Annotated in this window: 10 protein-coding genes; 4 read left to right on the forward strand and 6 right to left on the reverse strand. The window is 63.8% G+C overall.

The window, feature by feature from the left end:
* Positions 1-3 precede the first annotated feature (3 nt).
* Positions 4-909 carry a UTP--glucose-1-phosphate uridylyltransferase gene (locus tag ACT6VE_RS10065; RefSeq protein ID WP_444798473.1) on the forward strand — a complete coding sequence of 302 codons (906 nt, stop codon included), beginning with the start codon at positions 4-6 and terminating at the stop codon, positions 907-909.
* Positions 910-996: 87 nt separating this feature from the next.
* Positions 997-3,351 carry a polysaccharide biosynthesis tyrosine autokinase gene (locus tag ACT6VE_RS10070; RefSeq protein WP_444798474.1) on the forward strand — a complete coding sequence of 785 codons (2,355 nt, stop codon included), beginning with the start codon at positions 997-999 and terminating at the stop codon, positions 3,349-3,351.
* A gap of 18 nt (positions 3,352-3,369) precedes the next feature.
* Here the strand turns inward: ACT6VE_RS10070 and ACT6VE_RS10075 are convergent, their stop codons facing one another.
* The 5 genes from ACT6VE_RS10075 to ACT6VE_RS10095 form a co-directional block, all read right to left on the reverse strand.
* Positions 3,370-4,812, reverse strand: coding sequence for an amidohydrolase family protein (locus tag ACT6VE_RS10075; protein WP_444798475.1), 1,443 nt, complete (start codon positions 4,810-4,812; stop codon positions 3,370-3,372).
* A gap of 22 nt (positions 4,813-4,834) precedes the next feature.
* Entirely contained in the window at positions 4,835-6,553 is a 1,719-nt protein-coding gene (locus ACT6VE_RS10080; RefSeq protein ID WP_444798476.1) for a dipeptide ABC transporter ATP-binding protein, read from the reverse strand.
* A gap of 1 nt (position 6,554) precedes the next feature.
* Positions 6,555-7,451 carry an ABC transporter permease gene (locus tag ACT6VE_RS10085; RefSeq protein ID WP_444798477.1) on the reverse strand — a complete coding sequence of 299 codons (897 nt, stop codon included), beginning with the start codon at positions 7,449-7,451 and terminating at the stop codon, positions 6,555-6,557.
* A complete protein-coding gene (locus ACT6VE_RS10090; RefSeq protein ID WP_444798478.1) occupies positions 7,451-8,416 on the reverse strand; it encodes an ABC transporter permease in 966 nt (321 codons plus the stop codon). The genes ACT6VE_RS10085 and ACT6VE_RS10090 overlap by 1 nt, the downstream gene beginning before the upstream one ends.
* A gap of 211 nt (positions 8,417-8,627) precedes the next feature.
* The gene (locus ACT6VE_RS10095) at positions 8,628-10,202 is read right to left on the reverse strand and encodes an ABC transporter substrate-binding protein (protein WP_444798479.1); all 1,575 of its coding nucleotides are present in this window, start codon (positions 10,200-10,202) and stop codon (positions 8,628-8,630) included.
* 158 nt (positions 10,203-10,360) lie between these two features.
* Between ACT6VE_RS10095 and ACT6VE_RS10100 the strand changes: the two genes are divergently transcribed.
* Positions 10,361-11,746, forward strand: coding sequence for an amidohydrolase family protein (locus tag ACT6VE_RS10100; RefSeq protein ID WP_444798480.1), 1,386 nt, complete (start codon positions 10,361-10,363; stop codon positions 11,744-11,746).
* Positions 11,743-12,936, forward strand: a complete 1,194-nt coding sequence (locus tag ACT6VE_RS10105) for an amidohydrolase (protein WP_444798481.1) — start codon at positions 11,743-11,745, stop codon at positions 12,934-12,936. The genes ACT6VE_RS10100 and ACT6VE_RS10105 overlap by 4 nt, the downstream gene beginning before the upstream one ends.
* Positions 12,937-13,012: 76 nt before the next feature.
* Here the strand turns inward: ACT6VE_RS10105 and ACT6VE_RS10110 are convergent, their stop codons facing one another.
* Positions 13,013-13,573 (reverse strand): LysE family translocator, encoded by a 561-nt coding sequence (locus ACT6VE_RS10110; RefSeq protein WP_444798482.1) that lies wholly within the window; start codon positions 13,571-13,573, stop codon positions 13,013-13,015.
* Positions 13,574-13,811 lie beyond the last annotated feature (238 nt).

The raw sequence follows: 13,811 nt of genomic DNA on the forward strand, positions 1-13,811 counted from the left end.
GCCATGGAGCGAACCAAGACTGTCCGCAAGGCCGTCATTCCCGTCGCCGGAAACGGCACACGCTTCCTGCCGGCCACCAAGGCCATGCCGAAGGAAATGCTGACCATCGTCGACCGCCCGGTCGTGCAATACGCCCTCGACGAGGCGCGTGAGGCCGGCATCGAGCACGTGGTCTTCGTCACCAGCCGCAACAAGCAGGTCATCGAGGACCATTTCGACGACACGCCGGAGCTGATCTCCTCGCTGGAGAAATCCGGCAAGGACGACAAGGTCAGCGAACTCGGCCGGCTTCTGCCGACCGCCGGTTCGGTGAGCTTCACCCGCCAGCAGGCACCGCTTGGCCTCGGCCATGCCGTCTGGTGTGCGCGCGACGTGATCGGCGACGAGCCCTTTGCGCTCCTCCTGCCCGACATGATTTCCTTCGGCCCGCGTGGCTGCCTTGCCGGCCTCATGGACCTCTACGAGGAAGTCGGCGGCAATGTCGTCGGCGTCGAACAATGCGCCCCGGAGGACGCTTCCCAATATGGCATCGTCGGCAAGGGGAAGGCCGTGCGCCATGGTTTTGCTGTCACCCACATGGTGGAAAAGCCGAAGGCAGGCGACGCGCCGTCCAACTTCTTCCTCAACGGCCGCTACATCCTGCAGCCGGAAGTCTTCGGTCATCTCGCCCATCAGAAGCGCGGTGCAGGCAACGAGATCCAGCTCACCGACAGCATGCTGAAACTCTCCGAAGCACAGGCCTTCCACGCCCACGTCTACGAGGGACGGACCTATGACTGCGGCTCGAAGCACGGCTTCATCGAGGCCAATGTCGCCTTCGCGCTTGCCCGCCCGGACATCGGCGCCGCCGTCTACGAATCCCTTCGCGACATGGTGATGTCGCACGAGAGCCGGATTCGCGCGGCATAATTCCTGGTCCCGGGCCGGTGCGGCCCGGGACCACCGCCTGCGGGAGGACGAAAGCCCCCACCGAGCCGAAAGGCAGAACGGAGCCACATGCATCAACGCACCGTACCGCACAGCCGCGTTTTCCGCGGAGAACCGGACCCGTCCGATTCCTTCATCGACCTCAACCGCCTGCTCACGATCCTCGTGCGCCATACGCGGCTGATTGCGATGACGGTCGTCCTCGCGGTCGCGCTGGGCGTCTCCTACCTCGTCTTCGCGACGCCGATCTATACGTCGATGACGCAGGTGCTGCTCGACGAGAACCTGTCGCGTTATGCCGAGGAAACCGAGCCTTCGGCGCAGAGCAGCCAGCAGGCCGATATGCGCTTATCCAGCGCCGTCGAAATCCTGAAATCCGGCCGCATGGCGCTGCGCGTGGTTGACGATCTCAAGCTTGGGGACAACGAGATCATCCTCAACCCGCCGCAATCCCCCATCGCGATCGCCAAGGGCTGGATGAAGTCGTTGACCTCGTTCGCCTCCACCGGTCCCGGACCATCGGAGGCCGACCTGCTGAACGGCCGGCGCCAGAAGGCGGCGGCGATCCTGCAACAGTCGCTGAACGTCGAGCGCGTCGCCCGCAGCTCCGTCGTGGCGGTTTCCTTCCGCTCGTCCGATCCGCAGCTCGCCGCCACGATCACCAAGAAATATGCCGACGCCTATCTCGAAGATCAGCTCAACGCCAACTTCGACGCGACGGAACAGGCGACGATCTGGCTGCAGGAGCGCCTGACCGATCTCCAGGGCCGCGCCCAGTCTGCCGCGCTCGAGGTGGAGCGCTACAAGAACGAGAACGGACTGACCTCCGCCCGCGGAGAGCTGATGTCGGAGCAGCAGCTTTCCGACTTGAACAGCCAGCTTATCGTCGCGCAGGCAGATACTGCGAGCGCCTCGGCGCGCTACAACCAGTTCAAGGCGATCATCGAGCAGGGCGCGGAAAAGGCCGTCGACAATGCGACGATCCCGACACGCCAGACGGACAATTCGCTGATCCAGGAGCTGCGTGGCCGCTACATTTCCGTCGTCAAGCGCGAGCAGGAAATCACCCAGAATTTTGGCGCGGACCACCCGCAGGCCGTGGCACTCCGCACCGACAAGGAAGACCTCACCCGGCAGATCTACCAGGAGCTCCAGCAACTGACGGCGAGCTACCGCAACGAATACGAGGTCGCCCGCTCACGGGAAGATTCCTTGCGTGAGAGCATTGAAAAGGTCGCCGGCAACAATGCGGTGGCCAATCGATCGCTGGTGCACCTGCGCGAGCTGGAACAGAAGGCGACGGCGCTGAAGGTGCTGTCGGAATCCTATCTCAGCCGCTACGAACAGGCCTCGCAGCAGCAATCCTTCCCGATCGCCAAGGCGCGCGTGATTTCCGATGCCGGCGTGCCAGTCTCGCCGTCGAGCCCCAGCAAGACGATGGTCATCGGCCTGTCGCTGGTGCTCGGCCTGATGGCGGGCGCAGCACTCACCTTCGTGCAGGAAATGCGCGAGCGCTATTTCCGCGTCGAGGGCGATGTGCGCACCGTGCTAGGCCTGAAACCGCTCGGCTACCTGCCGCTGGTCGGTGGGCAGAAGAAGCGCAAACCGGCGATGATCGGTGCGAAGGCGATGAAGGCGGAGCCGACCAATCCGGACGAGGAGGACGTCATTCCGCTCGAACGCATGACGCGCATCGTGCTGGACGCACCGCGTTCGGCCTTTGCCGAGACGCTGCGCAACGCCAAGCTTGCCAGCGACGTGATGCTGCAAGGCCAGGAAAGCCGGGTGATCGGCGTCGTGTCGTCGCTGCCCGGTGAGGGTAAATCCACCGTCGCGACCAATTTCGCCGCCCTGCTCGCCGCCAGCGGCAAGCGTACGCTGCTGATCGACGCGGACCTGCGCAAACCGAGCCTCAGCGCCATGCTGAAGCCGACGCCCGAGGTGGGCCTTGTCGAGGCCATTCTCGGGGACATTCCCTGGAACCAGGCGATCAAGATCGACCGCCAGACCAAGCTCGCCGTGCTGCCGATCGCGCTCCGCCCGGGCAGCGGCGCGCTGCACCATACCAACGAACTGGTCTCCTCCCCCGGCATGAAACGGCTCATCGCTGAGGTTCGCAAGGCCTTCGATTATGTGATCGTCGACCTCGCACCGCTCGGCCCGGTGGTCGATGCCAAGGCCTTCGAACCGCTTGCCGACGGCTTCGTCTTCGTCGTGGAATGGGGTAAGACCCCTTCGGCCCTGGTGCGCGACCTGCTCAACGCGGAAAACCGCATCGAGGCGAAGGTGCTGGGCGTCATCCTCAACAAGACTGACATGGCAGCGCTTCCCCGCTACAGCGACTTCGGGGCGGCGGAAAAATACCGGCAGCTCTACGACCAGTACTATACGGAGTCGCTGCAGGATGCCCCGCGCCAGGTTTGATGCGGGGCAGCGCCGGGATTATTCGATCAGGTCCAGATCGCGGCTGTGGCCCCAGAACATGCGCGGCGTCTCCAGCGCGTAACGCAGGCCCAGTCGGTCGATCATCTTGTCCGCCTCGCGCTGCGCGGCGTCGAGCACCGCATCCTGATCGACATGGACCGGCTGCCGATCCCGCAGCAAAACCTTGCCGCCGACGAGCACGGTGTGCACGTCGTTGCCATTGGCGAAATAGGTGACGCGGAATTCCGGCATATGGGCCGGGTAGAGATGCGGGCGGCGCAGGTCGACGAGGATGATGTCGGCCTTCTTGCCCGGCTCCAGCGAGCCTATCTCAGTTTCGAGGCCGAGCACGCGGGCGGCGTCGATGGTGCACATTTCCAGCGCCTTGCCCGGCGGCAGCCAGCTCGGATCGTGGAAATGGGTGCGGTGATAGTGCATGCATTGCTGCATATGGCGGAACATGTCAGCCGAGCGATCCGGCGCCGTGGCGTCCGAGCCGATGACGACAGTGACGCCGGCATCGATCAACTCCGTCACCGGGCAGCGCGCCAGAATGGCGGCGACGGCGCTTGGATTGTGCACGATGGTGGTGCCGGTCTCGGCGCAAATCGCGATTTCTTCGTCGTCCAGCCCCGTGGCATGCGACAGCAGGGTGCGCGGGCCGAGAATGCCGACCTCGTGGGCGATGCGAACGCTGCCCTTCGTGTGCCCGTCCTGCGTGAAGACGAGGCCACGTTCCTCGGCAAACTGCTTGACCGCGCGCGACTGGGCAACGGCCTCTTCCGCGCCGGGGGCTTCATGATATCCCCGATGCAGCGTCGGCGTGAGCAGGGCAACGTGCAACTGGCCGTCATGGCTGCCATGCCAGCGATCGATGAGCGTCTTGCAGGTGGCAAACTGCTGCTCGAAGGAAACGGGATAATCGGTGCGCTTCTCACCGTCCCAGCGGGCATAGGTCAGCGGATGTGGCGGGCGCGTGGTGCCGACGGCCACCACCGAGCGCGTGCCGATGCCGAGCACGCCCTCCATATGGGCGTCACCATAGACGGGATCGTCGGTGCGCATGACGGAATCACCGCCGCCGAGCAGCGAGACACCGGTGGTGACGCCGAAACGCAGGCGCTCCAGCGCGGCAAGCTGCGCCTCCGCAAACCAGAACTCCGGCGTCGAGCCAACCGTATAGGCACCACGGCAGGCCTGGTACCAAGGATCGCTCTTGCCCCCGCCGAGCGTCTTGATCAGGCCGTGACCGGCGTGGGCATGGGCATCGACGAAACCCGGCATGATCGCCATGCCGCGCGCATCGATGACCTCGCGGGCGGGATGGGCAGCCTCCACCTCCGCCGTCGGACCGACGGCCACGATGCGGTCGCCGGTGATGGCGACCGCCCCATCGGCGATGATCCGGCGCTCCGGGTCGATGGCAATGACGGTGCCGTTCTTGATGAGGATATCGGCCATGGTGGGTCTCCGGTCTGTCAGGTCACTCCGCGGCAGCCTGCCGCGACAGGATACGGTCCAGCGAGGGTGCGAGGCGCAGCAGTTCCCTGGTGTAGTCGTGCTTCGGCGCGGTGAACAGCGCCTCGGTCTCGGCCAGTTCGACGATCTCGCCCGACTTCATAACCGCGATGCGGTCGCACATCTGGCGGATCACCGCGAGATCATGGCTGATGAACAGCATGGAGAGGCCGGCAAGGTCGCGCAGGTCTTTCAGCAGGTTGAGAAGCTGCGCCTGCACTGAAACGTCGAGCGCCGACGTCGGTTCGTCGCAGATCAGCAGCGACGGACGCGGCCCCAGGGCGCGGGCAATGGCGATGCGCTGGCGCTGGCCACCGGAAAAGGCGTGCGAGAAACGCGAACCCGCATCGGCCGGCAGGCCGACCGCTTCCAGCAACGTCTTCGCATCCTGCCGGGCCTCTTCGGCATTGGAGGCGAGCTTGTAGAACAGAATCGGCTCGGCGATGGCGGCATTGATGCGCAGGCGCGGGTTGAGCGCGGAATACGGATCCTGGAACACCATCTGCAAGGATTTCCTCACCGACTTTTCGCGCTTTGCTCCGAGCGCCGTGCCCTGGAAATCGATGGTGCCGGAACTTTGGGTGACGAGGCCGGCGATGGTGTTGGCGACGGTGGTCTTGCCGCAGCCGGATTCGCCGACGAGACCGAAAATCTCGCCACGGCGGACATCGAAGGAAACACCCTTCACCGCCTTGAAGACCGAGGCCTTGCGGCCCGGGATCAACGAGCGCGCGCCATATTCGACACAGAGGTCGGTGACGGAGAGCACTACGTCGTCGCGGCTTCCGGTTTCGGCCGTCGTGCTGTTGCGACGCACGCTCGCGCGGGCATCGAGCGTCACCTGCGTTTCCTCGCTCGGCACCGGCAGGCGGTCGAGCCGGGTTTCGATCGGCGGCACGGCGGCGATCAGCGTACGGGCATAGGCGGCCTTCGGCGCCGTCAGCACCTCGCGGGCCAGCCCGCTTTCCACCACAGCACCGTTCTGCATGATGGTGACGCGGTCGGCGATTTCGGCGACGACGCCCATATTGTGGGTGACGAGCAGCACGCCAACGCCGCGCTGATCTGCAAGGTCGCGGATCAATTTCAGGATCTGCGCCTGCACGGAGACATCGAGTGCCGTCGTCGGCTCGTCGGCAACGATGAGCTGCGGGCCACAGGCGAGCGCCGTGGCGATGACGACACGCTGGCGCTGGCCGCCGGAAAGCTGGTGCGGATAGCTGCCGAGCCGGCGTTCCGGTTCAGGAATGCCGACAGCCTTCATCAATTCCAGCGCGCGGGCCCTTGCCTGCTTCTGGGAGAGTTTAAGATGGGCGAGCATGCCCTCGCAGAGCTGGCTTTCTATCGTGAACAGCGGATTGAGGCTGGTCATCGGATCCTGGAAAATCGCGCCGACATCGCGGCCGGGCACGATGCCTTCGGTGCGGCCGGTGCGCAGATCGATCGGCTTGCCGGCGATCTCGATGGAGCCTGAGACGATTTTCCCCGGCGCCTGCAACAGGCCCATCAGCGCATTGCCGACGGTGGTTTTTCCCGCGCCGGATTCGCCGACGAGGGCGTGGATCTCGCCGGGGCGGATCAGGAGGTCGATGTCCTTGACGGCGACGAGCGTGTCGCCATTGGCCAGCGGATACTCGACGCGCAGCTTGCGGATGTCGAGGACGGGAGTGTTAGCGTCAGTCATCTCAGCGGGCCATCAGTTTCGGGTTGAAGCGGTCGCGCAGATAGTCGCCGATCACGTTGACGGCCAGCACGAGGACGACCAGGACGGCCGCCGGCATTACGGCGATCCACCAGAGGCCGGAGAACAGGAACTGGTTGCCGATGCGGATCAGCGTGCCGAGCGAGGGATAGGTCGGCGGCATGCCGGCACCGAGGAAGGAGAGTGTCGCCTCCGTCAGGATCGCGCCGGCGAGGTTGATGGTCGCGATGACCATCACCGAACTCATGACATTCGGCAGGATGTGCCGGCCCATGATGCGGCCCGGTGGCAGGCCGATGACCTTGGCGGCACGCACATAATCCCGCGCGACTTCCACCATGGTCGAGGCGCGCACCGTTCGGGCGTACTGCACCCACTCGTTGACGGCGATGGAGAAGATCAGCACGAGTGGCGCCCAGGTGAGCATCGTGTCCGCACTGAGTTGGGCGCGGGCGATGCCGCTGATCAGCAGTGCTACGAGAATGGTCGGGAAGCTGACGAGCACGTCGGCGATGCGCATGACGATGCCATCGACAATGCCGCCGAAGAAGCCCGCGACAAGCCCCAGCACGACGCCGAGCGTTGCGGCGAAGAGCACGGCGCCGAGGCCGATCACGACGGAAATTCTAAGCCCGAACAGGATGACCGAGAGGAGGTCACGGCCCTGGTTGTCCGTGCCGAGCAGAAAGCGCGGATCGCCACCATCCATGAAGGAGGGTGGGATTTCCATGTCGATCAGCGAATAGGAAGAAACGTCGCGCGGGTCCACTGGTGCTATCAGCGGGGCGAAGACGACGAGGATCAGCATGATGAAGACCACCAGGCCGGCGATCATCACGGAAACCGGCGGAAGCCGGCGCATCAGGGATTGCGTGGCCATTATCGTGTCCTCAGGCGGGGATCGATGAAGGTATAGAGAATGTCGACAACCATGTTGATCATGACAAAGAGGAAGCCAACGAAAAGCAGGTAGGCGGCGAGCACCGGCACGTCGGGATAGCCGACGGCATTGGTGAAGAGCAGGCCCATGCCCGGCCACTGGAACACGGTCTCGGTGACGATGGCAAAGGCGACAAGCTGGCCGATCTGCAGGCCGGTGACGGTAACAACCGGCATCAGCGCGTTGCGCAGCGCAAGCCGCCCGTAAATGTAGGTGCGCGGCAGGCCGCGAGCGAAGGCGAAGCGGATATAGTCCGACGACAGCACGTCGATCATCTCCGAGCGCACCAGCCGCATGATCAATGTCAGCTGGAACAGCGCCAGCGTGATCGACGGCAGGATCAGCGATTTCAGCCCGGAAAGGGTGAGGAAACCGGTTTTCCACAGACCTAGATCGACAAGATCGCCACGCCCGGACGACGGCAACCAGCGCAGGTTTACGGCAAAGACGAGGATCAAAAGCAGGCCCGTGACGAAGGTGGGCATGGAAATACCGATCAGCGTCGTTGCCTGGGTAAGCCGCGAAAGAAAGGAATTCGGCTTCAGCGCGCAGAGCACACCGAGCGGAATGCCGATCGCGAGCGCCAGGAACGTCGCGACGATCACCAGTTCCAGCGTGGCGGGAAGCCGGCTCATCAGCAGGCTCACCACCGGTTGCTGGTAGCGGAAGCTCGTGCCGAGGTTCCCCGTCAGCACCTGGCCGACGAAATCGAAGAACTGCGTCAGGATCGGCTTGTCGAGGCCGAGCGCCATGCGAAGCGCATCCTTTTCCGCCTGGGTAGCACCCTCGCGCACCATGGAGGAGATGGGATCGCCGACGAAACGGAACATGACGAAGGCAATGGCCGTCACGGCAAGCATGACGAGGGCGGCCTGGAGGAGCCTCACCGAAAGAAGTCTGAGCATCGGAATAGTCCTTGGGAGGGAGCGCTCAAGCCCCGCGAGCAGCTCCGGCAAAAGCGCGAAAGCGGCTTTGCGTTCGGAATTGCATCAAAACAATGCGTAGAAGGAACGAGCCGTTTCGCTCCGTCTTCGGCCTGCGAAGAAACCGGTTGCTCTTGCGGGACGATCCCGGCCTGCTTGCGCCTGCCGGGATCGTGTCCTGGGAGAAACCCCGTTACTTCTTGATCTGCGCGAACCACGGACGAACATATTCGTCCGGGAACTGCGGGATATCGACCTTGTTGCTCATCGCCCAGGCGACCGGCTGCTGATGCAGCGGAATGAACAACGCCTCGTCATGGGTGATGCGGAAGGCTTCCTTCAGCATGTCGATGCGCTTGGTCTCGTCGAGCTCGACCGAAGCCGAGCGGGTGAGCGCATCGATCCGTGGGTCGGACAGGCCGTTCGGGTTCGAGCCGCCATAGGTGCCGTCATTGGTGGCCAGCAGTGCCTGGAGCACGCTGTAGCCATCCATCGCCGGAAGCGAGGCCCAGCCGAGCATGTAGACGTCGAGTTCGCCATTATCCATGCGCGGGAAATAGGTCGTCTTGCTCTCGACGCTGAGATCGACCTGCACGCCGATCTTCGCCCACATGGAGGAGATCGCCAGGCAGATCTGCTCGTCGGCGATATAGCGGTCGTTCGAGCAGGAAAGACCGGTCTTGAAGCCATCCGGATAGCCGGCTTCGACAAGCAGCGCCTTCGCCTTGTCGACATCGTATTCCGGAGCCACGTCGATAGCGTCATCATGGCCGGTAACGGCGGGGGCGACCAGCATGGAGGCAACACGCGACTTGCCACGCATCAGCCGCTTTTGGATCGTGTTGAGGTCGATGGCCTGCCAGAGCGCCTGGCGCACCTTGACGTTGAGCATCGGGTTCGCCACGCCGGGCGCCGCATGCAATTCCTTGTTGAAGTTCAGCGCAAGCATGATGGTGCGCAGCGACGGGTTTTCGACGACCTTCAGCCCCTCGGTGGAGGCGATGCGATCGACATCCTGAAGCGGAACCGGAACGACCATGTCGACTTCGCCGGACAACAACGCCGCGATGCGGGTGGCGTCGGAGGCGATCGGACGGAATTCGATTTCCGTCAGGTTATGCTGCGGCTTGTCCCACCAGTCCTTGTTCACCTCGAAGATCGAGCGCGAATCGGGCTCGTAGCTCTTCAGCTTGAAGGCGCCGGTGCCATTGGCGTGGCTGCTGGCATAGGTCACGACGCCGGTGGCGGTGTTGCCCGGCTTCAGCGCGTCATGTTCTTCCATCCACGGCTTGCTCATGATGTAGATGGCGGCGAGATCGTTGAGGAGCAGCGGATAGGGACCGCGCAGAATGAGGTCGACCGTGTGGTCGTCCACCTTCTCGACGCCGGTGACGGCGGAGAGGTTTTCACGGTTGCGCGAACCGGGGTCGATCTGGCGCTGGATCGTCGCCACCACGTCGTCGGCATTGAAGGCCTGGCCTTCGTGGAATTTCACGCCCTCACGCAGCTTGAAGCGCCAACGCGTCGGCTCGATGACTTCCCAGGACGTGGCAAGCGCCGGCTCCAGCTTCAGTTCCTTGTTGCGACGAACCAGCGGATCGAACACGACGTGCTGGACGCTCTGGGTGAAACTGTCGACCTGCGCATTCGGGTCGTAGGAGATGACGTCGCCGGATGCTGCCCAGCGCAGCGTTTCGGCAAAAGCGGGCGCGGAAAGCGGCGCCAGCATGGCAAGCCCCGCCAAAAGGGTCTTCACAGTGGTCTTCACGAAGAATTCTCCCGGGTAGGTATGCATGTTCCCAAAAATTGCATACGATTATTCTCAATATGACTGTACATAATATGCGGACAATATCAAGATACCAGAATTAGAATTTGCGCACACAATGCGCATAAGATGTATGCAATTCTAGCGGGAGAATGCCTATGAAAAAGGCCTTGCTGATCGAAAACGGTGCAATCGTCACCATGGATGCCGACCGGCGCATCCTCGACAAGGGCTATGTGCTGGTGGAGGACGGGCGCATCACCGCCATCGGCGAAGGCGCGCCGATGGCCCCGGCGGACGCCGAACGTATCGATGCGAGCGGCATGGTGGTGATGCCGGGCCTGATCGATACGCACGCCCATGCCGGCCATATGCTGACCAAGGGGTTGGGCGGCGATTCCGAGGATTGGATGAACATCACCGGCCGCATCTATGCCGAGGCGACCGATCCGGAATTCTGGGCGGCCGAGGCCGCTCTTTCCGCTGCCGAACGTATCAAGTGCGGCACGACCACCGCCGCCCTGCTCTTCGGTGGTGGGCCGGATATCATGCGGACCGAGGCGCTGGAAGCCGCCGAAGCGCACCTTGCCGCCGTCGCCGAGATGGGCGTGCGCGAAATACTCGCCGTCGGCCCCAATCGCCCGTCCGCTAAAAGTGTATACCGTGAATATCGAAACGGCTCATACAATGAGCTCGTCGTCGTTCCCGATGCACAGCTCGCTGTCAGCGCGGCCCTGATTGATGCCTGGGCAAACCGCGACGACCGGCTGCAACTGGCCGTCTCCCTCCCCGTCTTCAACGCGGAAGAACTGGAGGACGCCGCTGTGCTCGACCTGTCGCGAAGGGCACAGCGATTGGCGCGCGAGAAGAACGTGCTCCTGATACAGGACGGCCATCGTGACGGGTCGATAGCCGCCAACGATGCCAAACTCGACCTCTTCGATTCACGCTCGCTGCTCGCCCATTGCGTCGACCTCACCGATGCCGACCGCGCCGTGCTGAAGCGCACCGGCGCAAAGGTGGCGCACAATCCGAGCGCGCTGATGTCGGTCTTTGGCCGCTGCCCGGCACCGGAAATGATGGCCGAAGGGATCACCGTCTCGCTTGGCACAGATGCCGCAGCACCCGACCGCTCCTTCGACATGTTCCGCAACATGTTCCAGGCGCACCGCTACCACGCCCGCCATTTTCGCGATGACGCCGTCCTTCCGCCGCTCCAGCTTCTCGAAATGGCAACGATCAATGGTGCCCGCGCGCTGTCGATGGAGGCGGAAATCGGTTCGCTGGAGGCCGGCAAGCGCGCCGATATCGTGCTCGTCAACATGCGCCAGCCCCATCTCTGGCCACCGACCAATCCCGTGCAGCGCCTCGCGCGCTTTGCCAACGGCGCGGATGTGGATACGACCATCGTCGGCGGTCGCGTGCTGATGCGTGGCCGCAAGCTCACCGCTCATGACGAAGGCGCTATCCTCGACCGCGCGGAAAAGGCCTTCCGGCTGGCGATGCAGCGTGCCGGGCTGGCTGGCGAGGAGACCCGTACATGACCGCCGACATCGTCATCCGCAATGCGCGTCCGATGGGCGGGGAACCCGTGGATCTCATCATCCGCAACGGCCGCTTCAGCGCCGGCGGTGCGCGGCCGGCGCAGGAATTCGACGCAACGGGGCACATCGCGCTGCCCGGCTTCGTGGAGGCGCACACCCATCTCGACAAGACGCTGATCGGCATGGACTGGTTCGAGAACAGTATTGGAGCCAACCGCAGCGACCGCATTCTCGCCGATCGCAAGGCAAAGCGTGACCTCGGCACCAACGCGCGCCGCCAATCCGCCCGGCAGGCGCTGCAGACGCTGACGTACGGCGTCCTCCACATTCGCAGCCATGTCGACGTCGACACGGAAATCGGCATCGCCAATATCGAAGGGGTGCTTGAAACCCGCGAGGCACTGCGCGACCTCGTCGATATCCAGGTCGTCGCCTTCCCGCAGAGCGGCATGCTGCCGCGCGCAGGCACGCTCGACCTGATGGATGCGGCCATGCGGACCGGCGCCGACATTGTCGGCGGTATCGACCCCGCCACCATCGAGCGCGACCCCGTCCAGCATCTCGACGCCATTTTCGCGCTGGCGGAGCGTTATGGAAAACCCATCGACATCCATCTGCACGAGCTTGGAGAGCTGGGCGCCTTCTGCCTGGACCTCATCATCGAGCGCACCCGGGCGCTCTCTATGCAGGGCCGCGTGATGGTCAGCCACGCCTATTGCCTCGGCATGCTGGATCCTACCCGCCAGCAAGCGCTGATTGCGGCACTCGCGGCGGAGCAGATCGCGGTGATGACGGTCGGCAGCCCCGCGGCCCCTGCCCTGCCGCTACGCCTGATGCGACAAAGCGGCCTTGTGCTCTCCTCCGGCTCGGATGGCATCCAGGGCACATGGGAGCCTTGGGGCAATGGCGACATGCTGGAGCGGGCGAAATATCTCGCGCAGCGCAACGGCATGACCAACGATGCGGATCTAGCAGAAACTGCCCGCATCTGCACCTTCGGCGGCGCGGAAGGCATCGGCCTTTCCGGTTACGGATTGTCCGAAGGGGATTTTGGCGATCTCGTGCTGGTGCCGGCACGCACGCTTGCCGAGGCCGTGGCGTTGACGCCGCAGGCGCGCACCGTCATCCGTCGCGGCCGCATCCTTGTCCGCGACGGCGTACCGGCCGCCGATCTGCCATCGATCGATTGACGTCGTGCAAAGGGGCGGCAGTGGTCGCCCCTTTGCAATCAGCCCATTGGGCAATCCGACTTTCAAAGCCGGATGATCAGCTCGACAGCGCGCTCGCCACGGCAGCCATCGAAAAACCGCCCAGCACCAGCGACGCCAGCTTATAGGAATGTTGCCGCACACCCAGCGGCAGGCAGGCGCCGAAGACCACCCAGCCAAGACCGGCAAGCGTCGAGAGCCCGGCATAGACCGCAATCCAGAGCGACGTGTGGATGGGTGCCGCCGCGGGGATCAGCACCGTGCCAACCAGCATGGCCTTCGGATTGACCAGCGTTGTCAGGAAGACGCGAAGGAACGATTCGCGCGCGGAGCGCGCATCACTCCTGAACGGCATGCCCCAGAGCCGGACCGCGGAATAGAGCAGCCAGCTTGCCGCCAGCAACTTCATTGCGGCAAAGGCCAGGGCATTGCCCCGAACGGCATCCGCCACCGCAACGAACACGGATATCGCCAGAATATATCCCATGGCTTCCGCGAGCGGCATGATCGCCGCCCGGCGCACGCCAAGCGATGCGCCACAGGTCGCAAGCACCGTGTTCGTTGGCCCCGGCGTCACCAGGATCAGAATGGAGGACAGGACGAAAGACAGGGTGACCATGAGCAGATCCGATAGAAGAGAACGGCGATATCCTTACTGCTGATAGGGTCGAACACCTTTGACGCATGTCAAGTGAGACCAGTTTGCGCATAGGCCACGGGACCATTCTCCGGTCAAGGCCGCTCCTTCAACACCTGAAAGTACATCGGTTTTGCCGGAGCTGGAAACCGCGTGCATCGAGAAATATCCGGTTGTTTCGCATCATGACGGACCGTGAAAGCGGCGCCGGCTTTCGCCG

This window comes from Shinella sp., assembly GCF_052438155.1.
Taxonomy (GTDB): domain Bacteria; phylum Pseudomonadota; class Alphaproteobacteria; order Rhizobiales; family Rhizobiaceae; genus Shinella.